This window comes from Caulobacter sp. GW821-FHT09H08, assembly GCF_059415885.1.
In genome coordinates this window covers 1-20,808 of sequence record NZ_JBWKOC010000002.1, presented here as the reverse complement: position 1 = coordinate 20,808, position 20,808 = coordinate 1, and the positions used below count along the sequence as shown (strand labels likewise).

The window sequence follows — 20,808 nt, the reverse complement described above, 5'->3', positions numbered from 1 at the left end:
TGCGCCGGGAGAAAACGGAAGCCGGTTTTGTGACAAACCGGCTTCCGACGCTTCTAATAAAATTGAAGCCCAGCTTAGCGGTTGCGACCGCCGCGCAGCTTCGACTTCTTGATCAGGCCCTCGTACTGGTGGGCCAGCAGGTGCGACTGGATCTGCGCCACGGTGTCCATGGTCACCGTCACGACGATCAGGATCGAGGTGCCGCCCAGGGCGAACTGGTTCGATTTGATCGCCATCATCACCAGTTCCGGCGCGACGCAGACGGCGGTGATGTAGCCCGCACCGATCACGGTCAGGCGGGTCAGCACGTAGTCCAGGTACTCGGCGGTGCGCTTGCCCGGACGGATGCCCGGCAGGAAGCCGCCGTATTTGCGCAGGTTCTCGGCCGTCTCCTCGGGGTTGAACACGACCGAGGTGTAGAAGAACGAGAAGAAGATGATCAGCAGGGCGTAGAAGACCAGGAACGCCGGGTGGCCGTGCTGCAGCGCGCCGACCACGCTCGGGAGCCACGAAGCCCATGCCGGCAGGTTGGTCGTCTGGATGAACTGCATGGCGGTCGTCGGCAGCAGAAGCAAGCTGGAGGCGAAGATCGGCGGGATCACGCCCGCGGTGTTGATCTTCAGCGGCATGAACGAGCTTTCGCCGCCGATCATGCGATTGCCCTGCTGTCGCTTGGGATAGTGGACCAGCAGGCGGCGCTGCGAGCGCTCCATGAAGACGATGGCCAGGATGGCGGCCACGGAGCCGATCACCACCAGGAACAGCGGGGTGAAGCTGCCCGAGGTCTGGGCCTGGACGAACATCTGGCCCAGCACGATCGGCAGGCGGGCCACGATGCCGGCGAAGATGATCAGCGAGACGCCGTTACCGACGCCGCGGCTGGTGATCTGCTCGCCCAGCCACATCAGGAACAGGGTGCCGCCCGTCAGGGCCACGACCGTCGAGACGACGAAGAACATCGAGCCCACGCCGCTGGCGACCACGCCGGGCTGGGCCTGCAGGCCGATGGCGATCGAGGCCGACTGCACAACGGCCAGAACCACGGCCAGGTAGCGGGTGTACTGGTTGAGGGTCTTGCGACCCGCCTCCCCGCCTTCCTTCTTCAGCTTCTCCCACGGCGGATACACCGAGCCCATCAGCTGCACGATGATCGAGGCGCTGATGTAGGGCATCACGTTCAGCGAGAAGATGGCCATGCGCGACACGGCGCCGCCCGAGAACATGTTGAACATGCCCAGGATGCCTTCCGAGCTGCCATTGAACAGGCGCTCGAAGGCGGCGGCGTCGATGCCGGGGATCGGCACGTAGGTGCCCAGGCGATAGACCACCAGGGCGATGATCGTGAACCAGATACGCTTGTGAAGTTCGGTCGCCTTTTGGAACGACGCGAAATTCATATTGGCTGCGAGTTGTTCGGCGGCCGAGGCCATTCAGATCCCCACGACTCAGGAGCGCGATTGCCGGAAGTGAATACCGCTTCCTAGCGGCCATCACGCTCTGAAATTTGGTTTCCTGGATCAGGCTGATCCGAGGAGAGCGCCACAAATAGGTGAGGCCCGCCGTGTTGTCACGGCGAGCCCCCTATTTCTGTCATCCCGATGGAAACTAAGTCCCGGGAGCGCCAAGCGCTCGGCGGGATGACATATAGTCTTAGGCTTCGGCTTGAACCTTGGCCTTCTTGGTCACGGTGACCGAACCACCAGCGGCCTCGACGGCCTTGATGGCGGCTTCGGTAGCCGAGTAGACGGTCAGCTTCAGGGCGGTCTTGATCTCGCCCTTGCCCAGCAGCTTCACGCCGTCGAGTTCACGACGGATGACGCCGGCGGCGACCAGTTCAGCAGCGCCCAGCTCGGCGCCCTTCTTGAACTTGCCAGCGGCGACGGCCTGCTCCAGGCGCCACAGGTTCACTTCGGCGAACTCGAGGCGGAAGGGGTTGTTGAAGCCGCGCTTCGGCATACGCATGTGCAGCGGCATCTGGCCGCCTTCGAAGCCGGCGATGGCGACGCCCGAGCGCGCCTTCTGGCCCTTCACACCGCGACCGGCGGTCTTGCCCTTGCCCGAACCCGGGCCACGGCCGACGCGCATGCGGTTCTTGGTCGAGCCTTCCTGCGGGGCCAGTTCGTTCAGCTTGGTCATATGTGCCTCTCCTTGGAGATCTGCGCCCAGCCAGCGGCTGGACTCGGCTTTTGAAAATCAGAGCGCGCTTAAAACCCTAAATCGCCAAAGAACTCAATGGCGAAAAGGCGATTTCAAACGAAAACCACCCCGGATCGCTCCGGGGTGGCGTATTTCGTCGTCGCGTAGCGAACTACTCGACGATTTCCAGCAGGTGCGCGACCTTGCGGATCATGCCGCGGACCGACGGGGTGTCTTCCAGCGTGGACGTACGGCCCAGCTTGTTGAGACCCAGACCGGCGAGCGTGGCGCGCTGGTCCTTTTCACGACGGATCGGGCTGCCCGTTTGGCGGACCGTGACTTGCTTAGCGTCAGCCATGACTTAACCCTCGATGGCTTCCGGCGACGAAGCGCCGTCGGCGCGACGGCCGAGGATGTCGCCAACCTTCTTGCCGCGCTTGGCGGCGATCTGGCGGGGCGACGACTGGACCTTCAGGGCCTCGAACGTAGCGCGAACCATGTTGTACGGGTTCGAGGAACCCGTCGACTTGGCCACGACGTCCTGGACGCCCAGGGTTTCGAGAACCGCGCGCATCGGACCGCCGGCGATGACGCCGGTGCCGGGAGGCGCCGCGCGCATCATCACCTTGCCAGCGCCCCAACGGCCAGCGCCGTCGTGGTGCAGGGTGCGGGATTCACGCAGCGGGACGCGGATCATCGTCTTCTTGGCTTCTTCGGTCGCCTTGCGGATGGCTTCCGGCACTTCACGCGCCTTGCCATGACCGAAGCCGACGCGGCCCTTTTGGTCGCCAACGACCATCAGAGCAGCGAAGCTGAAGCGACGGCCACCCTTCACGGTGGCGGCGACGCGGTTGATGTGGACGAGCTTTTCGACGATGTCGCTGTCGACCCGCTCTTCGGGGGCGTTGCGGTCGCGACGGTCACGGCGTTGACCGCCTTCACCGCGCTGTTGTTCACCACGAGCCATTTCTGTTCCCTTAGAAGTTCAGGCCGGCTTCGCGCGCGGCGTCGGCCAGGGCTTTCACCCGGCCGTGGAAGATGTAACCACCACGGTCGAAAACGACGTCCTTGACGCCCTTTTCGATGGCGCGCTCGGCGACGAGCTTGCCCACGGCGGCGGCGGCATCCTTGTCCGCGCCCTTGCCTTCGGCTTCCAGAGTGGAAGCCGACGCCAGGGTCACGCCGCGTTCATCATCGATGACCTGGGCGTAGATGTTCTTCGACGAACGGAAGACCGACAGACGCGGACGACCGTTGGCGAGGCTCTTGAGGCGGGTGCGAACGCGCTGAGCGCGCTTGGCCGCCGATTCACGAGGAGAAAGGGCCATGGCTTACTTCTTCTTGCCTTCCTTGCGGCGAACCTTCTCGCCAGCATAGCGCACGCCCTTGCCCTTGTAGGGCTCCGGCGGACGAATGCGACGGATCTTCGCGGCAATCTCGCCGACCACCTGCTTATCAATGCCGGCGATCTTGATTTCGGTCTGCTTCGGCACGGCGAAGGTGACGCCGGCCGGAGCCTCGACGTCCACATCGTGGCTGAAACCGAGCTGGAGGCTCAGGGCGGTGCCCTTCAAGGCCGCGCGATAACCAACGCCGACCAGTTCGAGGCTTTCCTCGAACCCGGCGGTGACACCGTGCACCATGTTGGCCACCAGCGTGCGGGACAGACCCCACATGCCCTTGGCGCGCTTGGTGTCGACGCGCGGAGTCAGAAGGAGCTCAGCGCCCTCTTGCTTGACTTCGACTTCGTCGGCGATGGTCCACGACAGCTGACCCTTGGGGCCCTTCACCGTGACCGTCTGACCTTCGAGCGTCAGGGTGACGCCCGAGGGGATTGCGACGGCTTTCTTACCGATACGTGACATGCTCTTTCCCTCCCGCGCCTAGTAGACGCGGCAGAGGACTTCGCCGCCGACATTAGCGTCGCGTGCAGCGGTGTCCGACATGACGCCCTTCGGCGTCGAAAGGATCGAGATGCCCAGGCCGTTCTTGATCGGCTTCAGGTCCTTGATCGACGAATAGACGCGACGGCCAGGCTTGGACACGCGGCTAATCTCGGCGATCACGGGCTCACCGTCGAAGTACTTGAGCTCGATCTCGAATTCGGGGAACGCACCGGGCTTCTCGATCAGCGAGTAGCCACGGATGTAGCCTTCATCGGCCAGCACGTCGAGGACGCGGGCGCGCAGCTTGGAAGCCGGCGTCGAGACCTTGTTGCGCTTGCGCGTGGCGGCGTTCTTGATGCGAGCGATCAGGTCGCTCAGGGGATCGTTCATCGACATCTGATCGTCCTTACCAGCTCGACTTGACGAGGCCGGGGATCTGACCCTGCGAACCCAGTTCGCGGAGCGCAATCCGGCTCATCTTCAGCTTGCGGTAGTAGGCGCGCGGACGGCCCGTGACTTCGCAACGGTTGCGAATGCGGATCGCCGAGCTGCTGCGGGGCAGCTTGGCGAGCTTGAGGCGAGCGTCGAAACGCTCTTCAAGCGGCAGGCTTTCGTCGTTGGCGATCGCCTTCAGCGCGGCGCGCTTCTCGGCGAACTTCTTCACGAGAGCCTTGACGGCTTCGTTGCGGTTGACGGCGCTTTTCTTTGCCATGGTGCTTTTCCCTTCCCGCTCTTAATTCGTGAACGGGAACTGGAATTCCTTCAGGAGAGCCTTGGCTTCCTGGTCGGACTTCGCAGTGGTGCAGACGATGATGTCCATGCCCCAGATCTGTTCGATCTGGTCATAGTTGATTTCCGGGAACACCAGGTGCTCCTTCAGGCCCATGGCGTAGTTGCCACGGCCGTCGAAGCTCTTGCCGTTCAGACCACGGAAGTCCTTCACGCGCGGCAGCGCGATCGTGACCAGGCGGTCCAGGAATTCGTACATCCGGTCCTTGCGCAGGGTGACCTTACCACCGACCACCATGCCTTCGCGCAGCTTGAAGCCGGCGATCGACTTGCGGGCCTTGGTGGCGACGGGCTTTTGGCCGGCGATCGCCTGCAGGTCCTTCAGAGCGGTCTGGGCCTTCTTGGAGTCGGCCACGGCCTCGCCGATACCCATGTTCAGGACGATCTTGTCCAGCTTGGGGATCTGCATCTCGTTGGTGTAGCCGAACTGCTCCTTCATCGCGGCGCGGATACGCTCGCGATAAACGGTCTTCAGCCGGGGCTCGTAAGCTTGATCAGCCATTGATCACCTCGCCGGTCGTCTTGGCGACGCGCACCTTCTTGTCGCCTTCGATCTTGAAGCCGACGCGGGTGGGCTTGCCGTTGGAGTCCGCGATGGCGACGTTCGAGACGTGCAGCGCGGCTTCCTTGTGCTTGATGCCGCCTTGCGGGTCGGCTTGGGTCGGCTTGGTGTGACGCGAAACCATGTTCACGCCTTCCACGACAACCCGGTTGTCCTTCGGCAGGACTTGCAGGACAGCGCCTTGCTTGCCCTTGTCCTTGCCGGCCAGAACGACGACGCGGTCGCCCTTCTTGATCTTAGCAGCCATTACAGCACCTCCGGAGCGAGGGAGATGATCTTCATGTGGTTCTTGGCGCGCAGTTCACGAGGAACCGGGCCGAAGATCCGCGTGCCGACCGGCTCGCTCGCCTTGTTCACGATGACCGCGGCGTTCTTATCGAAGCGGATGACCGAGCCATCCTTGCGCTTCAGATTTTGATTCACCCGAACGACGACGGCGCGAAGCACGTCACCCTTCTTCACACGGCCACGCGGGATGGCTTCCTTCACGGAGACGACGATGACGTCGCCAACGCTGGCGTAGCGACGGCCTGCGCCGCCCAACACCTTGATGCACATGACCCGGCGAGCGCCAGAGTTATCGGCAACTTCCAGGTTAGTTTGCATCTGGATCATGGTCTAAACCTTCCAGATTAAGCCGAAGCCTTGGGAAGTGCTTCCCAGGTCTTCAGCTTGGACTTCGGAGCGCACTCGACGATGCGAATTGCTTCGCCGGCCTTGTACGCGTTGGATTCGTCGTGCGCGTGGTACTTCTTCGACTGACGCACGATCTTCTTCAGGATCGGGTGAACGATAGTCCGTTCAACCTTCACCACGACGGTCTTATCGCCCTTGTCGGAGACGACGACCCCTTCGAGGATACGCTTGGGCATATCGTTCTCCTTAAGCCGCGGCCTTGGCGCGCAGCACGGTCTTGATCCGCGCGATATCCTTGCGGATCTCGTTGACGCGGTGGGTCTTCTCGACCTGGCCCGTGGCAGCCTGGAAGCGCAGGTTGAACTGCTCTTTCTTCAGGCTGATCAGGGTGTCGGCCAGCTGGTCGGGGGTCAGGCCCCGGATGTCAGCAATCTTCATGATCAAGCCTCCACGGCCACGCCCGCATCGATGCGGGTGACAACACGGGTGCGGATCGGCAGCTTGGCGGCGCCCAGGCGGAGAGCTTCACGCGCGATATCGTCCGGCACGCCGTCGATTTCGAACATGATGCGGCCCGGAGCCACGCGAGCGGCCCAGTAATCCACGGCGCCCTTACCCTTACCCATCCGGACTTCCGCCGGCTTGCCGGTGACCGGCACGTCCGGGAAGATACGGATCCAGACGCGGCCTTGACGCTTCATCTGGCGGGTGATGGCGCGACGGGCGGCTTCGATCTGGCGAGCCGTGATGCGCTCCGGCTCGACGGCCTTCAGGCCGTACGAACCGAAGTTCAGCAGCGTGCCGCCCTTCGAAGTGCCGTGGATGCGGCCCTTGAACTGCTTGCGGAATTTGGTCTTTTTCGGAGACAGCATGGCGATCTAATCCTTAGGCGCGATCGCGACGGTCACGACGGTCGCCCCGGTCGGGACGATCGCCGCGCTCACGGCCACCACCTTCGCCGGCCGGGCCGGATTCAGTGGCGAGACGCTTGTCGAGCGCCATCGGATCATGCTCCAGCACCTCGCCCTTGAAGATCCAGGTCTTCACGCCGATGATGCCGTAGGTGGTCTTGGCTTCGGCGAAACCGAAGTCAATGTCCGCACGGAGGGTGTGCAGCGGCACGCGGCCTTCGCGATACCACTCCATACGAGCGATTTCAGCGCCGCCGAGGCGGCCCGAGACGTTGATCCGGATGCCCTTGGCGCCGAGGCGCACGGCCGACTGGATCGAACGCTTCATCGCGCGACGGAAAGCGATACGGCGTTCCAGCTGCTGAGCGATGGACTCCGCGACCAGCTGAGCGTCGGTTTCCGGCTTGCGGATCTCGACGATGTTCAGGTGGACTTCGCCCTCGGTCTTGATCGACAGGTCCTTGCGGAGCTTGTCGATGTCAGCGCCCTTCTTGCCGATGATGACGCCCGGACGAGCGGCATAGATCGTGATGCGGCACTTCTTGTGCGGACGCTCGATGATGATGCGCGAGACACCAGCTTGGTACAGGCGCTTCTTCAGGGCGGCGCGGATCGCGAGATCCTGGTGCAGCATCTTGCCGTACTGGGCGCCGTCGGCGAACCAACGGCTGTCCCAGGTGCGGTTCACGCCGAGCCGCAGCCCGACCGGATTGACTTTCTGACCCATTAGGCGGCCTCACCCAGTTCGCGGACCACGATCGTGATCTCGGAGAACGGCTTCTCAACGCGCGTCGCGCGACCGCGAGCGCGGGGCGAGAAACGCTTCATGATCAGGTTCTTGCCCACATAGGCCTCGGCGACGACCAGGGAGTCGATGTCGAGGTTGTGGTTGTTTTCGGCGTTCGAAATCGCCGAATACAGCGCCTTGCGGACGTCCTGAGCGATACGCTTGTGGCTGAACTCGAGCTCGTTGAGAGCGCGCTGGACGTTCAGGCCACGAATGGACTGAGCGACCAGGTTCAGCTTCCGCGGGCTGGTGCGCAGGGTGCGCACCTTGCACATCGCTTCGGCGGCCGGCAGGCGGCGTTCTTGCTTCTGCTTGGCCATGATTACTTCCTCTTGGCCTTCTTGTCGGCGGCGTGGCCGGGGAAGTTACGGGTGGGAGCGAACTCACCGAACTTCATGCCGACCATGTCTTCCGACACGGAGACCGGGACGTGCTTGTGGCCATTGTGGACGCCGAAGGTCAGGCCGACAAATTGCGGCATGATCGTCGAGCGACGCGACCAGGTCTTGATGACATCCTTGCGGCCCGACGACAGTGCGGCGTCGGCCTTCTTCAGGAGGTACCCGTCGACAAACGGGCCTTTCCAGACGGAGCGGGTCATGGCTTAGCGGCCCTTCTTCGCTTTGTGGCGCGAACGGATGATGAACTTGTCCGTGGCCTTGTTGACGCGGGTCTTGGCGCCCTTGGTCGGCTTACCAGCCGGGGTCACCGGGTGGCGGCCGCCCGAGGTACGACCTTCACCACCACCGTGGGGGTGGTCGACCGGGTTCATGGCGACACCGCGGACGTGCGGGCGACGGCCCATATGACGCGAACGACCGGCCTTGCCGAGGTTCTGGTTCATATGGTCGGGGTTCGAAACGGCGCCGACGGTGGCCAGGCACGTATCGAGCACCATGCGCAGTTCGCCCGAGTTCAGGCGGATCTGGGCGTAGCCGGCGTCACGACCGACCAGCTGGGCGTAGGCGCCAGCCGAACGGGCGATCTGACCACCCTTGGCGGGCTTCAGCTCGATATTGTGGATGATCGTACCGATCGGCAGCGTGCGCAGCGGCGAGGTGTTACCCGGCTTCACGTCGACCTTTTCAGCCGTGACGACTTCGTCGCCGGCCTTGAGGCGTTGCGGGGCCAGGATGTAGGCCAGCTCACCGTCGCTCTGATACTTGATCAGGGCGATGAAGGCGGTGCGGTTCGGATCGTACTCAAGACGAACGACCGTGGCCGTGCCTTGCTTACGACGCTTGAAGTCGACCAGACGGTACAGGCGCTTGGCGCCGCCGCCGCGGAAACGGACCGCGATACGGCCATTGCCGCCGCGACCGCCCGACTTGGTCAGACCTTCAACGAGCTTCTTCTCGGGCTTGCCCTTGTGAAGTTCGCTGCGGTCGATCAGCACCAGGCCGCGCTGGCCGGGGCTGGTCGGATTAAAGTGCTTCAAGGCCATGTCTTAGAGCCCCGTCGTGATGTCGATCGACTGGCCTTCGGCCAGGGTCACGATAGCTTTTTTGACGTCGTTGCGACGTCCGACGATGCCACGGAAGCGCTTGGTCTTGCCCTTGGTCACGATGGTGTTGACCTTGGTCACTTTGACCTTGAACAGCTCTTCGACAGCGGCGGCGATTTCGTCCTTCGACGCATCGTTGGCCACCTTGAAGACAACCTTGTTCTGCTCCGAGAGCAGGGTCGTCTTTTCAGTGATCACCGGCGACAGGATCGTGTCGTAGTGGCGAGCGGTGGCGGCCATTAGGCGGCTTCCTTCTCAGCGAAACGGGCCGAGATCGCTTCGACCGCGTCCTTGGTCAGGACGAGGGTTTGGCGACGCAGCACGTCGTAGACGTTCAGGCCGGCGTTCGGCAGGACATCCACGTTCGGGATGTTGCGGGCCGCGAGCTTGAAGTTCGCGTCCACTTCCGGACCGGCGATGACCAGGGCGTTCTTCAGACCGATCTTGTCGAAGGTGGCGCGCAGGGCGGCCGTCTTCGCTTCGGTCAGAGCGACGCTGTCCACCACGACCAGCGAACCGGCCTTGGCCTTCGAGGACAGGGCGTGGCGCAGAGCCAGGGCCCGGATCTTCTTCGGCAGGTCGAAAGCGTGGCTACGGACGACAGGGCCGTGGGCCTTGGCGCCGCCGACGAACTGAGCCGCACGGCGCGAACCGTGACGAGCGCCGCCGGTGCCCTTTTGCTTGTACATCTTCTTGCTCGTACGAGAGACCTCGTTACGAACCTGAATCTTGTGGTTACCCGAGCGGCGCTTGGCCAGCTGCCAGGTCACGACGCGCTGAAGGATGTCGCCGCGGATGTCGTCGATGCCGAAGATGGCGTCGTCGAGATCAACGGAACCAGCCTTGCCGCCGTCCAGTTTGATGACGTCGAGTTTCATTAGCCTTCGCCCTCTTCGGTCGCAGCCGCGGGGGCCTCTTCAGCGGGGGTCTCAGCGGCCACCGGAGCGGCTTCGCCAGCCTTGCGGAAGGCGCCCGGACGCGGAGCGTCGGCAGGCAGAGCCTTCTTCACGGCGTCGCGAACCTTCACGTAGCTGCCTTCGTGGCCCGGGACGGCGCCCTTGACCAGGATCAGGCCGCGCTCAACGTCGACCTTCCAGATCGTGACGTTCAGCGTCGTGACGGTTTCTTGACCGAGGTGACCAGCCATCTTCTTGCCCGGGAACGTGCGACCCGGGTCCTGGCGGTTACCGGTCGAACCGTGCGAGCGGTGCGAGACCGAGACACCGTGGGTGGCGCGGAGACCAGCGAAGTTCCAGCGCTTCATGGCGCCGGCGAAACCCTTACCGACGGTGATGCCTTGGATGTCGACCTTCTGGCCGGCAACGAAGTGATCAGCGGTCAGCTCGGCGCCAACTTCGATCAGGGCGCTTTCTTCGACGCGGAATTCCGCGACGATGCGCTTCGGCTCAACGGCCGCCTTGGCGAAGTGGCCGCGCAGGGCCTTCGAGGTGTTCTTGGCTTTCTTAGCGCCGGCGCCGAGTTGCAGGGCGGTGTAACCGTCCTTCTCGACCGTGCGCTGGCCCGTGACTTGGCAACCGTCGAGCGACAGGACGGTGACCGGCACGTGCTGACCGGCTTCATCGAAGAAGCGGGTCATGCCGAGCTTCTTGGCGAGGACGCCAGTGCGTTGGGTGGGGAGAGTCATGGATCGGCCCTCCTTACAGCTTGATTTCGACGTCAACGCCGGCCGACAGGTCGAGCTTCATCAGCGCGTCCACGGTCTGCGGAGTCGGGTCAACGATATCGAGAACGCGCTTGTGCGTACGGATCTCGAACTGCTCGCGCGACTTCTTGTCGACGTGCGGCGAACGGTTGACGGTGAATTTTTCGATAAGCGTGGGCAGGGGGATGGGGCCCCGCACCGTCGCACCCGTGCGCTTGGCCGTATTGACGATCTCGCGCGTGGAATGATCCAACACGCGGTGATCGAAGGCCTTGAGCCGGATGCGGATGTTCTGACGATCCATATCGCTCGGTTTCCTAGTGGGCTGCGCCCGCGTCTCGAACCATTTCAAAGACCAACCCGAACCCCCAGATGGGAGTCCGTACGCAGCGTCCGCAAAACAAAGGTCCCCAACAGTCGCCTGCCAGGGGTGATGACCAGATATTGCGCCTTTAGGGCGCTATGTCCGGGCGTCTCGCGAACCGCGTTTGAGCTCGAAAGCTCACAGCCGGTCCAACAGAGGCGCGCTTGTACGAGCCGGAATCGGTTTCGTCAAGCGCTCTGTCCGGTTCGTCGCGACTTTGGGAGACGCGAGTCGTCGGGCCGGTTCTGAATAGGCGCCTCGCCCCGCTCGTGCAAGACCTGCCGAAACATAACGTCGGTCTGCTTTTAACCACCCTGGCGGCAATGAGAGCAAGAACGTGCGCTCGCTGGCGCATAGGCGAAATCCTGGCCTCCGCAACTGTCACAAATTTGCATTGTTCTGCCGTCGAGCGCCGCCGCTGGCCTTGAGCGCGCCTCCTGACGGCATAGATGCCGCTCCTCCCCGACGGACTGGGCGGCCCCTCCCCCATCCAACGACCGTCCAGCCAGCCGGAGGAGCCACTCATGTGTAAGGGGATAACCCAAGTGAATACCAAGCTTCTCGCCACCGCCGCCCTGGTCGCCGCCACCGCCGTCTCGGCTCCGGCCTTCGCGCAAAACGTCGGCTCGGTCGGCGCCGCGGTGAACTACACCGACGTCGACAGCAAGCTGTTCAACGGCAACGGCTCGTCCGTCGTGATCGACGGCTCGGTCGCCATCCCGCTGAAGGGCGCCTGGACCGTGACCGCCAACGGCGACGTCTCGATCTCTGACAACGACCTCAGCAACGACACCGTCGCCTCGGGCGCCGCCCACCTGACCACCAAGATCGGCGACAGCTGGCGCGTCGGCGGCTTTACCGCCCTCTCCCGCCCGGCCAACGACACCGTCTGGGCCGTCGGCGGCGAGGCGCACAAGTACCTGTCGAACGCGACCCTGTCGGGCGTCGCGGCCTATGGCCAGTCGAACGACCTGAACGCCGACCTCTACACCGTGCGCGGCGACGTTCGTTACTTCGTCTCGGACAACTTCCGCCTGGACGCCGGCGCGGCCTGGTCGCGCATCGACACCAACATCAACGCGGACCTGTGGGACGTGAATGTCGGCGGTGAGTACAAGTTCGCCAGCAGCGGCTGGAGCACCTTCGCCAAGTACGTCCACAGCGAGTCCAACGACCTGGCCGACCTGAACGCCGACGCCGTGAAGGTGGGCCTGCGCTACACCTTCGGCGGCAGCCTGAAGGATCGCGACCGCGCCGGCGCCGACCTGGCCACGGCCGGCGACCTGTTCGGCTTCGGCGTCCGCTAAGCTCAGGACTTCAGGTCCAGATGCAGGAAGGCCCCGGGGAGCGATCCCCGGGGCCTTCTCTCTCTATATACTATGTGCGCCTGAGACGCCGGCCGCTTACTGGCCGATGGTGACGTCGCCCGAGCCGGCCACGTGCTTCTTCACCGGGCCGTTGACCTTGGCGATCTTCACGTCGCCCGAGCCGGCCACCGACACGTCGGCCGATTCCGCCTCGCCGCCGAAGCTCACGTCGCCCGAGCCCATCACGCTAATGTCGACCGAGCGGGCGCGACCGCCGGTGACGCTGATGTCGCCCGAGCCGGCGATGTTGGCTTCCATCTTGCCCGCGATGCTGGCGACCGCGACGTTGCCCGAACCGGCGATGTTGACCTCGAGGTCACCGGCGACCGCCTGGGTGCTGACATCGCCCGAACCGGCGATGCTGATCTCGACCGAACCGGCCGAGCCGGCCTTGGTGTCGCCCGAGCCGGCCTGGCTGATCTCGAGCTCGCCCTTGGTGTTGGCGATCGTCCAGTCGCCGCAGCCGGCGTTGCCCAGGTTGACGCTGTCCGAGCGACCGATGTCGCCGAAAACCGCGCCGCCCGCCTGGACCTTGACGTTCATCGGCGTGCGGATGGCGATCTGCGGGAAGTTCTCATAGGCGACCTCGCCCACGCCGCGGACCTTGACCCAGACCTTGCCGTTGCGGCTGTTGCAGCCGTTGATCTTGCGGCGCAGGTCGCCGTCGACGATCACCTCGTCGCCGTTGGTGCGGACGTCCAGCGGCAGGCTGGCGTTGGTGGTCAGCACCTCGACCTTCACGTCGGTGCGGTTCTCGGGGATGATCACGACGCGGGCGACCGCGTCCTTGATCTTCACGGACGGCGCGGCCGAAGCAGCGCCAGCGGCGGCGGTGAGAGTGGCGGCGGCCAGGACGGCCAGGGTGGTGGCGGTGCGCATCGATACGTTCCCCTCGGATGCGTTGAATTCGATGAGGGGAAGCTAGCGACGGGCCGCCCAGGTTTCGACTTAATTCGAGGTCATGACCCAAAAGTCATGGAAAGGCCGTCGCTTAGAGCCAAGAAGGCTCTAAGCTAGATATCCAGGGCGCGCACTCGGGCGGCGAAACCGCTCACACTTTCGCCTCGCGCGCTTAGTCGACCATCAAGGCCAAGCCCAAGCCCAGTCCGACGCCCAACCCCACGCCCGCGCCCACCTTCGGGTGGCGGCGCGCCATGGCGGCCATGAAGTTGGTCCCGCCCTTGATCTGCCCCACCAGGCTGGGCTCGCAGGCGACGATGCGGTCGAACCGCCGGGCCAGGCGCGAAGCGCCCATGGCCCGCATCCGCCGGCCGCGCGAGGAGATCCGGCGCTCGATCAGCCCCTCGAACACAATCTCGGCCGGGTCGGCGAAGTCGTGCTTGTAGGCGTCGGCGTCGACGCCGAAATCGACCCGCGTGATTCCCGCGCTGGCCGCCGCCTGCAGCGTATCCAACGTCATCAGACCCCCCGGGGAGTAGCGGGCATAGGCCGGATCGTAGATCGGAAACCACAGGTGATGCCGCCCGCCCGAGGTCAGGCCCAGCTCGGCGGCGACCAAGGTGTCGCCGGCCTTCAGCGCCGCGACCCGCAGGCCGAAGTCGGGGTCATCCCCCTCGGCCAGCCGGCGCAGGAGCTCGCTGGTCCAGCCGCAGGCGAAGACGTCGTACTGATGGGTCCGGGCGATCTGGGCCCGCTTGCGTTCGATGATGTGGTCGACCTGGATCGCCGTCGGACGCTTGAACACGAACGACACCAGGCCGTGGTCTCGTTCCAGGGCGCGACGGCGGCGGCGCTTGTCCTTCAGGAACCGCGCATCGCGACCGGCCAGATAGGCCTCGAAACCTTGCGACAGATCGGCGGCCATGGCCCGGCGGGGCGACAGGCCCTCGAGGTCGGAGCCGCCAGCGCCGACCAAGCCGTTGAACCGCGCACGGCGGATGCCTTCCATGCGGGGCAGCAGGCTCGACACGGCCACGCCGGGCTCGCCGATCACGCCGTGGAAGTCGGTGAGCGGCGCGGCCAGGGGCTGCAGCAGGCCGCCGCGCTGCTGGAACGGCAGGAAGCCCCGGATCGCCCCGCCCTCGCGGATGATCGCCACCTGGGCGCCGGGCGTGACCTCGCCGGCGGCCTGGACGAAACGCGGATCGAAATAGGGACTGGCCAGGACAGGATCGGCCGCGCGGAAACCGCGCCAGAGCTCAAGCTCGGTCGCGCCCAGCTGCGAGACCTGGATGGTCTCGACCTCCAAACCGTCTCGTTGCACGCGGCCCACTCCCTACGGGTCGGAGGCCATTAAGCCTAAAGGGCTTTAACAAGCGCTTTAGTTGAGCCACGTCCCCTGGTGCCTGCGCAGCCGCACAGGGGCGGACTTGTAGGCCGGCGTGCCCGAGCGCCGGTCGTGGTCGTCAAGCGCGATCACCACATTGGTCTCGGGATAGTAGGCCGCCAGGCAGCCGGTCGGGATGTCCCGCGCCACCACCGTGAAGGCCTGGGCGATCCGCTCGCCGGTGTCGTCGAACGCCGCGCCCAGATCTACGAGGTCGCCCTGCGCCAGCCCCAGCCGAGCCATGTCGTCGGGATTGGCGAAGATCACGTCGCGCCGGCCGAACACGCCGCGATAGCGGTCGTCGTCGCCATAGATGGTGGTGTTGTACTGGTCGTGGCTGCGCAAGGTGGTCAGCAGCATCACCCCCGCATCGCCCCGGCGCGGGTCGCCGCCGTTGGGCGTGAAGACCAGGAAGTTGGCCTTGCCCGACGCCGTCTTCCAGACCCGGTCCGACGGCCCGACGGGCAGGCGGAAGCCGCCCGGTACGCGGACCTTGTCGTTGTAGTCGTCGAAGGCGCCGGGGAAGACCCGGGCGATCAGGTCACGGATGGCATCGTAGTCGTCGGCCAGGCCCAGCCAGTCGACCAACGGGTCATCGCCGAACAGCGCCGCCGCGATGCCGGACACGATGGCCGGTTCCGACATCAGGTGCTCGGACGCCGGCGGGTTCAGGCCGCGCGAGGCGTGGACCATCGACATCGAGTCCTCGACCGTCACCGACTGGCGCACGCCGGCCCGCACATCCTTCTCGGTGCGGCCAAGGCACGGCAGCAGGATCGACTCCTTGCCGATCAGCAGGTGCGTACGGTTGGGCTTGGTGGCGACGTGGACGGCCAGGTCCAGCTGGCGCATGGCCGCGAAGGTCCGCACCGGGTCGGGCGCGGCCACCGCGAAGTTGCCGCCCAGGCCGATGAACACCTTGCTCTCGCCGCGCTCGATGGCGGCGATGGATTCCACCACCGTGTGGCCGTGCTCGCGGGGCGGCTCGAAGCCGAAGACGTCTCTTATGGAGTCCAGCATGGCCGCCGACGGCTTCTCGGCGATGCCGACCGTGCGGTTGCCCTGGACGTTGGAGTGGCCCCGCAGCGGACAGATCCCCGCGCCCGGCCGCCCGATATTGCCCTTCAGCAGCAGCAGGTTGACCAGCTGTTGCACCGTGCCGGAGCTGTCGCGGTGCTGGGTCAGGCCCATGCCGTAGCAGAGGATGGCCGCCTTGGCCTTGGCGTAGGTCGCCGCCGCCTCCTCGATCCGGGCGCGCGACAGGCCGCAGCCGGCCTCGATGGTCGCCCAGTCCAGCGCCTCGAGATGCGCCGCTATCGCCTCGAAGCCGGCGGTATGCTCGGCGATGAAGCCGTGATCCAGGACGCCACCGTCGCGCGCCTCCAGGGCCAGCACCGCCTTCATCATGCCCTGCACGAACAGTGCGTCGCCGCCGATGGTCAGCTGATAATAGGCCGAGGCGATGGGCGTGGAGCCCAGGGTCGCCATCTCGACCGGATCCTGCGGCGAAGCGAACTTCTCCAGCGCCCGCTCCTTCAGCGGATTGAAGGCCAGGATCGTCGCGCCGCGCCGGCTGGCCTCGCGCAGCGTGGCCATCATCCGGGGATGGTTGGTGCCCGGGTTGTGGCCGAAGCACATGATCAGGTCGGCGTGGTCGAAGTCCTCCAGGGTCACCGAGCCCTTGCCCAGGCCGATCGAGTCCGGCAGCCCGACGCTGGTCGGCTCATGGCACATGTTCGAGCAGTCGGGGAAATTGTTGGTCCCGAACCGCCGCGCCATCAGCTGATAGAGGAACGCCGCCTCGTTGCTGGCCCGGCCCGAGGCGTAGAACTCCGCCTCATTGGGATCGGCCAGCGCCTTCAGCCCCGCTGCCGTGCGGGCGAAGGCCTCGTTCCAGGTGATCGGCTTGTAGCGGTCGTCGGTGGGGTCATAGGCCATGGGCTCGGTCAGCCGGCCAAGGTCCTCGATCTTATGGTCGGTCCAGGTCAGGAGCTCGCTGACCGTGTGCTGGGCGAAGACCTCGGGCGTGGCGCGCTTGGAGGTCGCCTCCCAGGCCACGGCCTTGGCGCCGTTCTCGCAGAATTCGAACGAGCTGGTGTGCTTGGGATCGGGCCACGCGCAGCCGGGGCAGTCGAAGCCCTCGGGCTGGTTGGCCCGCATCAGCGTCTTGCCGCCTTCGACGATGGTCTCCTGGTCGGCCAGGGCGCCGGCCACGGCCTTCAGCGCGCCCCAGCCACCGGCGGGCTGGTTGTAGGGGCGGACGCCGGGCACTTTGGTGTCGGACATCAGGCCGGCTCCATCTCGGATTCGAACAGGCGCTCGCCGCCAGCGAACACCGCGTGGCCGTCGGCGCGGGCCAGGGCCACCAGGGTCAGGTTAGCCTCCTGCGCCTTGGCCACCGCCAGCTCAGTCGGGGCCGAGACCGCGACCAGGATGGCGCAGCCCATCCGCGCGGTCTTCTCGACCATCTCGAACGAGGCCCGGCTGGTGACGACGACGAAGCCGCTCGCCGCGTCGATCCCCTCGCGCGCCATCGCGCCAGTCAGCTTGTCGAGCGCGTTGTGGCGACCGACGTCCTCGCGGACGGCGACCAGCGCGCCTTCGGCCGTGAAGAACGCCGCCGCGTGGGTGGCGCGGGTCAGGCGGCCCAGGGCCTGCTCGGCCTCCAGCGCCGCCAGCGCGCGGGGGATGGCGGCGTGTTCGATGCGAACGCCCGCGCCCAGTTCCGGCAGCGGCCGAACGGCGTCGGACAGGCGCTGCACCCCGCAGAGCCCGCAACTGGACCGGCCCTCCAGGTTGCGCGGCCGAGCCTTCCTAGCCGTCGCGCCCGGCGCCAGGCGGATGTCGATCAGGATGCCCTGCGGCTCGTCCTTGCGGACGATTTCCAGCACCTCGACCGCCCGCGCGATCCCTTCGGTGATCACGAAACCCCGCGCCAGGTCCTCGACCTGATCCGGCGTCGCCATCAGCACGGTGTGCGGGCGGCCATCGAACGAGAGCCCGACGGCGACCTCGCTGGGCAGGTCACGGGCAAGGGATTGCGGAGAACACCCGGCGCGCCATTGCACGGCCGGACGAGGAGTGGCGGAAGAACGCGACATGCGCCGGAGCCTACTCTTCGGGCGCCGATGGGTACACCCGGTGATGCGATCGCAGGATTGTACAAAACCATCATCGTTCGGCGGATGACCGAACGCCGTTCCTGGCGCAATCTGGGCCCATGGCTGGCACCACCTTCGACACCCGACGCGCCCAGATGTTTCCCCGGCTGGAGCCGGCGGAGATCGACCGCCTTCGCCGCTTCGGCCAGGTGATGCACGCCCAGGTCGGCGAAGCGCTGGCGACTTCGGGCGTGCCCTCACCCGGCCTCTTCGTGATCCTGGCCGGCCGGGTGGCGATCGCGCGCCGCGACGCCCACAACGAGAGCCAGCCGATCGTCGAACACGACGCCGGCCAGTTCGTCGGCGAGATCGCCCAGCTGTCGGGCCGCCCTTCCCTGGTCGACGTCACCGCGCTCACCGAAGTCGAGGCCCTGTTAATCGCACCCGAGCGCCTGCGCGCCGTGCTGGTCGCCGAGGCCGAGCTGGGCGAGCGGATCATGCGGGCCCTGATCCTGCGCCGGGTCAGCCTGATCGAGACCGGCGCCGGTGGTCCGATCATCGTCGGCCGCGAGGCCGACAGCGATGTCATCCGCCTGTCCGGCTTCCTGGCCCGCAACGGCCATCCCTATCAGCATCTCGATCCCGACCAGATGGACTGCGCCAAGGTGCTGATCCAGCGGTTCGAGGTGGACGAGAGCGAGCTGCCGATCGTGCTGTGCCCGAACGGGGCCATCCTGCGCCAGCCGACCAACCACCAGCTGGGTCGCTGCATCGGCCTGGTCGGGCCGATCGACGCCGACCGGCTCTATGACGTCGCCGTGGTCGGAGCCGGACCGGCGGGCCTGGCCACGGCCGTCTATGCCGCCTCGGAAGGCCTGTCGGTGCTGGTCCTGGATACCCGCGCCTTCGGGGGTCAGGCCGGGGCTTCGGCGCGGATCGAGAACTATCTGGGCTTCCCGACCGGCATCACCGGCATGGCCCTGATGGGCCGCGCCTATGGCCAGGCCCAGAAGTTCGGCGCCGAACTGGCCATCCCGGACGAGGTCGCCAACCTCGTCTGCGAGCAGGACGGCGCGCACCGCTACCGCCTGACCCTGGCCAGCGGCGAGACCGCCCAGGCCCGCACCATCGTTATCGCCAGCGGCGCCCGCTATCGGCGGCTGGAGGTTGAGAACCTCGACCAGTTCGAAGGCGCGTCGGTCCACTACTGGGCCTCGCCATTGGAGGCCAAGCTGTGCGCGGGCCAGGAGGTCGCCCTGGTCGGGGCCGGCAACTCTGCGGGCCAGGCGGCGGTCTATCTGGCCAGCCAGGTCAAGAAGGTCTTGATGATCGTGCGCGGCGAGAGCCTGGCCGCGACCATGTCCCGTTACCTGATCGACCGCATCGAGAGCACGCCCAATATCGAGGTCGTGGTCCGCAGCGCGGTCGTCGACCTCGAGGGCGAGAACGGCCAGCTGTCGGCCATCCGTTGGCGCGGCCCCGACGGCCAGGAGACCAGCCAGGCGATCAGCCACCTCTTCCTGTTCATCGGCGCCGCGCCCAATACGGCCTGGCTGACCCACTGCCATGTCGAACTGGACAACCACGGCTTCGTCCGCACCGGGACAGACCTCTCTCCGGGCCATCCGCTGCTGCAGACCAGCCGCAAGGGCGTGTTCGCGATCGGCGACGTCCGCGCCGGCTCGGTCAAGCGCGTGGCCGCCGCCGTGGGCGAAGGCGCCCAGGCCGTGGCCGCCATCCACGCCTACCTGGCCGACGCCTAGGAGACCTCCGCCATGACCTGCATGCACGGCGACGCCATCCGCCTGGTCACCCCCAGCGCCAAGGGTTGCGAGGACTGCCTGAAGGCGGGCGGCTGGTGGGTGCACCTGCGCCTGTGCCGGACCTGTGGCCACGTCGGCTGCTGCGACGACAGCCCCGCGCGGCACGCCACCGCCCACTTCCGGGCGACCAAGCACCCGATCATCGAGGGTTACGATCCGCCAGAGGGTTGGGGCTGGTGCTTCGTCGACGAGGAGTTCGTCGAGCTTCCCGACCAGACCGAACAGGTCGGGCCGATCCCGCGGTTCGTGAAGGACTAGCGCGTCTAGCGCTCCAGGGCGCCCTTGCCGGCGATGATCTTGCCCCGGAATTTCTCGATCCGCGCCACGCGGGTCGCCGACTGCTTGGCCTGGTTCAGGGCGAAGAAGTAGCTCTTCTGGCGCCCCGGCGTCAGCGCATGGAAGGCCTCGGCCAGTTCCGCATCCGCGTCCAGCGCGTCGATCAGCTCGTCGGGCATCTCGATCTCGCGCTCGACCTTCGGAGGCTTGGTCCCCGCTTCGGCGTGCTCCATGAGCTGGCGCAGATAGGCCCGGATCACCGGCTCCTTCTCGGCCACCTGGTCGTTGGCGGTGAAGCGGATCATGCCGGGCGTGCCGCTGTTGGGTCCCTGAGGCTCCAGCACACCTTCGCTATCGACCAGCAATCCCGGGTTCAGGAACGTGAACCGGAAATCGTCGCGGAACGCGCCCATGATCGCGATGTTGCGCCCGGCGTGCATGTAGCACGGGTGAGCCCACTTCACTGTTTCCTGCAGCCCGACGTCCAGGCAGATCCGGCGCAGGGCGTTCAACCCATCGATCCACGGCCGGGTCGAGCAGTCCGGCGTCGCGAACCGGGCGCAGCGGCCACAGCCTTTGGTGAAGAAGTCGTCGGGATCGGTGATCATCGCCATGCCTTCTCCTTCCACCATTCGGGACAAAGCAAAAGGCCCCGGAGATTGCTCTCCGGGGCCTTCGCTTAGATCAGGTCAGCTGTTGCTGAGATCGATCGATTA

At 65.8% G+C, this 20,808-nt stretch carries 30 protein-coding genes and 1 pseudogene; 3 read left to right on the top strand and 28 right to left on the bottom strand.

Features of this window, described 5'->3' with window-relative positions; genetic code table 11:
• Positions 1-74: 74 nt before the first annotated feature.
• The 23 genes and pseudogenes from secY to AC07NN_RS05305 all read right to left on the bottom strand — a co-directional run bounded on the left by secY (position 75) and on the right by AC07NN_RS05305 (position 11,380).
• A complete protein-coding gene (gene secY / locus AC07NN_RS05415) occupies positions 75-1,430 on the bottom strand; it encodes a preprotein translocase subunit SecY (protein ID WP_494638252.1) in 1,356 nt (451 codons plus the stop codon).
• Between the two features lie 220 nt (positions 1,431-1,650).
• Complete coding sequence (gene rplO, locus AC07NN_RS05410; protein WP_494638250.1) at positions 1,651-2,136, bottom strand: 50S ribosomal protein L15; 486 nt, start codon at positions 2,134-2,136, stop codon at positions 1,651-1,653.
• A 172-nt stretch (positions 2,137-2,308) separates the two neighbouring features.
• Complete coding sequence (gene rpmD, locus AC07NN_RS05405) at positions 2,309-2,494, bottom strand: 50S ribosomal protein L30 (RefSeq protein WP_494638248.1); 186 nt, start codon at positions 2,492-2,494, stop codon at positions 2,309-2,311.
• A 3-nt stretch (positions 2,495-2,497) separates the two neighbouring features.
• Complete coding sequence (gene rpsE, locus AC07NN_RS05400; RefSeq protein WP_096051657.1) at positions 2,498-3,103, bottom strand: 30S ribosomal protein S5; 606 nt, start codon at positions 3,101-3,103, stop codon at positions 2,498-2,500.
• Between the two features lie 10 nt (positions 3,104-3,113).
• A complete protein-coding gene (gene rplR / locus AC07NN_RS05395) occupies positions 3,114-3,464 on the bottom strand; it encodes a 50S ribosomal protein L18 (RefSeq protein ID WP_013078658.1) in 351 nt (116 codons plus the stop codon).
• 3 nt (positions 3,465-3,467) lie between these two features.
• Positions 3,468-4,001, bottom strand: coding sequence for a 50S ribosomal protein L6 (rplF, locus tag AC07NN_RS05390; RefSeq protein WP_492923356.1), 534 nt, complete (start codon positions 3,999-4,001; stop codon positions 3,468-3,470).
• Positions 4,002-4,019: 18 nt separating this feature from the next.
• Entirely contained in the window at positions 4,020-4,418 is a 399-nt protein-coding gene (gene rpsH, locus AC07NN_RS05385; RefSeq protein WP_099579526.1) for a 30S ribosomal protein S8, read from the bottom strand.
• Positions 4,419-4,428: 10 nt separating this feature from the next.
• The gene (gene rpsN / locus AC07NN_RS05380) at positions 4,429-4,734 is read right to left on the bottom strand and encodes a 30S ribosomal protein S14 (protein WP_494638245.1); all 306 of its coding nucleotides are present in this window, start codon (positions 4,732-4,734) and stop codon (positions 4,429-4,431) included.
• Between the two features lie 21 nt (positions 4,735-4,755).
• Complete coding sequence (rplE, locus tag AC07NN_RS05375; RefSeq protein WP_494638243.1) at positions 4,756-5,313, bottom strand: 50S ribosomal protein L5; 558 nt, start codon at positions 5,311-5,313, stop codon at positions 4,756-4,758.
• Positions 5,306-5,620 (bottom strand): 50S ribosomal protein L24, encoded by a 315-nt coding sequence (gene rplX / locus AC07NN_RS05370; protein ID WP_494638241.1) that lies wholly within the window; start codon positions 5,618-5,620, stop codon positions 5,306-5,308. Before rplX ends, rplE begins: the two co-directional genes overlap by 8 nt.
• Entirely contained in the window at positions 5,620-5,988 is a 369-nt protein-coding gene (rplN, locus tag AC07NN_RS05365) for a 50S ribosomal protein L14 (RefSeq protein ID WP_125159663.1), read from the bottom strand. The genes rplX and rplN overlap by 1 nt, the downstream gene beginning before the upstream one ends.
• Before the next feature lie 17 nt (positions 5,989-6,005).
• A complete protein-coding gene (gene rpsQ / locus AC07NN_RS05360; RefSeq protein WP_354073205.1) occupies positions 6,006-6,245 on the bottom strand; it encodes a 30S ribosomal protein S17 in 240 nt (79 codons plus the stop codon).
• 10 nt (positions 6,246-6,255) lie between these two features.
• Positions 6,256-6,447, bottom strand: coding sequence for a 50S ribosomal protein L29 (rpmC, locus tag AC07NN_RS05355; protein WP_047413099.1), 192 nt, complete (start codon positions 6,445-6,447; stop codon positions 6,256-6,258).
• Positions 6,448-6,449: 2 nt separating this feature from the next.
• Entirely contained in the window at positions 6,450-6,881 is a 432-nt protein-coding gene (gene rplP, locus AC07NN_RS05350) for a 50S ribosomal protein L16 (protein WP_223394544.1), read from the bottom strand.
• Positions 6,882-6,894: 13 nt separating this feature from the next.
• On the bottom strand, positions 6,895-7,647 hold the full coding sequence (rpsC, locus tag AC07NN_RS05345; RefSeq protein ID WP_223394543.1) for a 30S ribosomal protein S3: 753 nt from the start codon (positions 7,645-7,647) through the stop codon (positions 6,895-6,897).
• Complete coding sequence (rplV, locus tag AC07NN_RS05340) at positions 7,647-8,027, bottom strand: 50S ribosomal protein L22 (protein ID WP_010919132.1); 381 nt, start codon at positions 8,025-8,027, stop codon at positions 7,647-7,649. The genes rpsC and rplV overlap by 1 nt, the downstream gene beginning before the upstream one ends.
• 2 nt (positions 8,028-8,029) lie before the next feature.
• Entirely contained in the window at positions 8,030-8,308 is a 279-nt protein-coding gene (rpsS, locus tag AC07NN_RS05335; protein WP_099442405.1) for a 30S ribosomal protein S19, read from the bottom strand.
• A 3-nt stretch (positions 8,309-8,311) separates the two neighbouring features.
• Entirely contained in the window at positions 8,312-9,151 is an 840-nt protein-coding gene (rplB, locus tag AC07NN_RS05330; RefSeq protein ID WP_494638238.1) for a 50S ribosomal protein L2, read from the bottom strand.
• Positions 9,152-9,154: 3 nt separating this feature from the next.
• Positions 9,155-9,451 (bottom strand): 50S ribosomal protein L23, encoded by a 297-nt coding sequence (locus tag AC07NN_RS05325; protein ID WP_172265586.1) that lies wholly within the window; start codon positions 9,449-9,451, stop codon positions 9,155-9,157.
• Positions 9,451-10,089, bottom strand: coding sequence for a 50S ribosomal protein L4 (rplD, locus tag AC07NN_RS05320; protein WP_492809530.1), 639 nt, complete (start codon positions 10,087-10,089; stop codon positions 9,451-9,453). Before rplD ends, AC07NN_RS05325 begins: the two co-directional genes overlap by 1 nt.
• Entirely contained in the window at positions 10,089-10,856 is a 768-nt protein-coding gene (gene rplC / locus AC07NN_RS05315; RefSeq protein WP_494638236.1) for a 50S ribosomal protein L3, read from the bottom strand. Before rplC ends, rplD begins: the two co-directional genes overlap by 1 nt.
• A gap of 13 nt (positions 10,857-10,869) precedes the next feature.
• Complete coding sequence (gene rpsJ, locus AC07NN_RS05310) at positions 10,870-11,178, bottom strand: 30S ribosomal protein S10 (RefSeq protein ID WP_004616952.1); 309 nt, start codon at positions 11,176-11,178, stop codon at positions 10,870-10,872.
• 13 nt (positions 11,179-11,191) lie between these two features.
• A pseudogene (locus tag AC07NN_RS05305) lies at positions 11,192-11,380 on the bottom strand (hypothetical protein).
• A gap of 403 nt (positions 11,381-11,783) precedes the next feature.
• Here AC07NN_RS05305 and AC07NN_RS05300 point away from each other — a divergent pair.
• The gene (locus AC07NN_RS05300; RefSeq protein ID WP_494638234.1) at positions 11,784-12,545 is read left to right on the top strand and encodes an outer membrane protein; all 762 of its coding nucleotides are present in this window, start codon (positions 11,784-11,786) and stop codon (positions 12,543-12,545) included.
• 96 nt (positions 12,546-12,641) lie between these two features.
• Here AC07NN_RS05300 and AC07NN_RS05295 read toward each other — a convergent pair whose 3' ends face one another.
• The 4 genes from AC07NN_RS05295 to fdhD form a co-directional block, all read right to left on the bottom strand.
• Positions 12,642-13,484 (bottom strand): GIN domain-containing protein, encoded by an 843-nt coding sequence (locus tag AC07NN_RS05295; protein WP_494638232.1) that lies wholly within the window; start codon positions 13,482-13,484, stop codon positions 12,642-12,644.
• Positions 13,485-13,677: 193 nt separating this feature from the next.
• The gene (locus AC07NN_RS05290) at positions 13,678-14,829 is read right to left on the bottom strand and encodes a GNAT family N-acetyltransferase (RefSeq protein WP_494638230.1); all 1,152 of its coding nucleotides are present in this window, start codon (positions 14,827-14,829) and stop codon (positions 13,678-13,680) included.
• A gap of 57 nt (positions 14,830-14,886) precedes the next feature.
• The gene (locus AC07NN_RS05285) at positions 14,887-17,178 is read right to left on the bottom strand and encodes an FdhF/YdeP family oxidoreductase (RefSeq protein WP_494638228.1); all 2,292 of its coding nucleotides are present in this window, start codon (positions 17,176-17,178) and stop codon (positions 14,887-14,889) included.
• Positions 17,178-17,993, bottom strand: coding sequence for a formate dehydrogenase accessory sulfurtransferase FdhD (gene fdhD, locus AC07NN_RS05280; RefSeq protein ID WP_494638226.1), 816 nt, complete (start codon positions 17,991-17,993; stop codon positions 17,178-17,180). Before fdhD ends, AC07NN_RS05285 begins: the two co-directional genes overlap by 1 nt.
• Positions 17,994-18,112: 119 nt before the next feature.
• Here fdhD and AC07NN_RS05275 point away from each other — a divergent pair, with 119 nt between their 5' ends.
• Together AC07NN_RS05275 and AC07NN_RS05270 are read left to right on the top strand one after the other, a co-directional pair.
• Positions 18,113-19,756 (top strand): FAD-dependent oxidoreductase, encoded by a 1,644-nt coding sequence (locus AC07NN_RS05275; RefSeq protein WP_494638224.1) that lies wholly within the window; start codon positions 18,113-18,115, stop codon positions 19,754-19,756.
• Positions 19,757-19,768: 12 nt separating this feature from the next.
• On the top strand, positions 19,769-20,074 hold the full coding sequence (locus tag AC07NN_RS05270) for a UBP-type zinc finger domain-containing protein (protein WP_494638222.1): 306 nt from the start codon (positions 19,769-19,771) through the stop codon (positions 20,072-20,074).
• 5 nt (positions 20,075-20,079) lie between these two features.
• Here AC07NN_RS05270 and AC07NN_RS05265 read toward each other — a convergent pair whose 3' ends face one another.
• Complete coding sequence (locus tag AC07NN_RS05265; RefSeq protein WP_494638220.1) at positions 20,080-20,706, bottom strand: YdeI/OmpD-associated family protein; 627 nt, start codon at positions 20,704-20,706, stop codon at positions 20,080-20,082.
• Positions 20,707-20,808: the final 102 nt, after the last annotated feature.

Excerpts from the sequence above, each read along its gene's own strand:
- rplE (WP_494638243.1), bottom strand. The coding sequence starts at position 5,313 with ATGGCTGATCAAGCTTACGAGCCCCGGCTGAAGACCGTTTATCGCGAG.
- rpmD (WP_494638248.1), bottom strand. The coding sequence starts at position 2,494 with ATGGCTGACGCTAAGCAAGTCACGGTCCGCCAAACGGGCAGCCCGATC.
- AC07NN_RS05275 (WP_494638224.1), top strand. The coding sequence starts at position 18,113 with ATGGCTGGCACCACCTTCGACACCCGACGCGCCCAGATGTTTCCCCGG.
- rpsS (WP_099442405.1), bottom strand. The coding sequence starts at position 8,308 with ATGACCCGCTCCGTCTGGAAAGGCCCGTTTGTCGACGGGTACCTCCTG.
- rpsQ (WP_354073205.1), bottom strand. The coding sequence starts at position 6,245 with ATGCCCAAGCGTATCCTCGAAGGGGTCGTCGTCTCCGACAAGGGCGAT.
- fdhD (WP_494638226.1), bottom strand. The coding sequence starts at position 17,993 with ATGTCGCGTTCTTCCGCCACTCCTCGTCCGGCCGTGCAATGGCGCGCC.
- rpsJ (WP_004616952.1), bottom strand. The coding sequence starts at position 11,178 with ATGGATCGTCAGAACATCCGCATCCGGCTCAAGGCCTTCGATCACCGC.
- rplN (WP_125159663.1), bottom strand. The coding sequence starts at position 5,988 with ATGATCCAGATGCAAACTAACCTGGAAGTTGCCGATAACTCTGGCGCT.
- rplX (WP_494638241.1), bottom strand. The coding sequence starts at position 5,620 with ATGGCTGCTAAGATCAAGAAGGGCGACCGCGTCGTCGTTCTGGCCGGC.
- rplO (WP_494638250.1), bottom strand. The coding sequence starts at position 2,136 with ATGACCAAGCTGAACGAACTGGCCCCGCAGGAAGGCTCGACCAAGAAC.
- rplF (WP_492923356.1), bottom strand. The coding sequence starts at position 4,001 with ATGTCACGTATCGGTAAGAAAGCCGTCGCAATCCCCTCGGGCGTCACC.
- AC07NN_RS05265 (WP_494638220.1), bottom strand. The coding sequence starts at position 20,706 with ATGGCGATGATCACCGATCCCGACGACTTCTTCACCAAAGGCTGTGGC.
- AC07NN_RS05325 (WP_172265586.1), bottom strand. The coding sequence starts at position 9,451 with ATGGCCGCCACCGCTCGCCACTACGACACGATCCTGTCGCCGGTGATC.
- AC07NN_RS05295 (WP_494638232.1), bottom strand. The coding sequence starts at position 13,484 with ATGCGCACCGCCACCACCCTGGCCGTCCTGGCCGCCGCCACTCTCACC.
- rplB (WP_494638238.1), bottom strand. The coding sequence starts at position 9,151 with ATGGCCTTGAAGCACTTTAATCCGACCAGCCCCGGCCAGCGCGGCCTG.
- rpsE (WP_096051657.1), bottom strand. The coding sequence starts at position 3,103 with ATGGCTCGTGGTGAACAACAGCGCGGTGAAGGCGGTCAACGCCGTGAC.
- AC07NN_RS05285 (WP_494638228.1), bottom strand. The coding sequence starts at position 17,178 with ATGTCCGACACCAAAGTGCCCGGCGTCCGCCCCTACAACCAGCCCGCC.
- AC07NN_RS05270 (WP_494638222.1), top strand. The coding sequence starts at position 19,769 with ATGACCTGCATGCACGGCGACGCCATCCGCCTGGTCACCCCCAGCGCC.
- rpsC (WP_223394543.1), bottom strand. The coding sequence starts at position 7,647 with ATGGGTCAGAAAGTCAATCCGGTCGGGCTGCGGCTCGGCGTGAACCGC.
- rplD (WP_492809530.1), bottom strand. The coding sequence starts at position 10,089 with ATGAAACTCGACGTCATCAAACTGGACGGCGGCAAGGCTGGTTCCGTT.
- rpsH (WP_099579526.1), bottom strand. The coding sequence starts at position 4,418 with ATGTCGATGAACGATCCCCTGAGCGACCTGATCGCTCGCATCAAGAAC.
- rpmC (WP_047413099.1), bottom strand. The coding sequence starts at position 6,447 with ATGAAGATTGCTGACATCCGGGGCCTGACCCCCGACCAGCTGGCCGAC.
- rplV (WP_010919132.1), bottom strand. The coding sequence starts at position 8,027 with ATGGCCAAGCAGAAGCAAGAACGCCGCCTGCCGGCCGCCGAAGCGATG.
- rplP (WP_223394544.1), bottom strand. The coding sequence starts at position 6,881 with ATGCTGTCTCCGAAAAAGACCAAATTCCGCAAGCAGTTCAAGGGCCGC.
- rplR (WP_013078658.1), bottom strand. The coding sequence starts at position 3,464 with ATGGCCCTTTCTCCTCGTGAATCGGCGGCCAAGCGCGCTCAGCGCGTT.
- rplC (WP_494638236.1), bottom strand. The coding sequence starts at position 10,856 with ATGACTCTCCCCACCCAACGCACTGGCGTCCTCGCCAAGAAGCTCGGC.
- secY (WP_494638252.1), bottom strand. The coding sequence starts at position 1,430 with ATGGCCTCGGCCGCCGAACAACTCGCAGCCAATATGAATTTCGCGTCG.
- rpsN (WP_494638245.1), bottom strand. The coding sequence starts at position 4,734 with ATGGCAAAGAAAAGCGCCGTCAACCGCAACGAAGCCGTCAAGGCTCTC.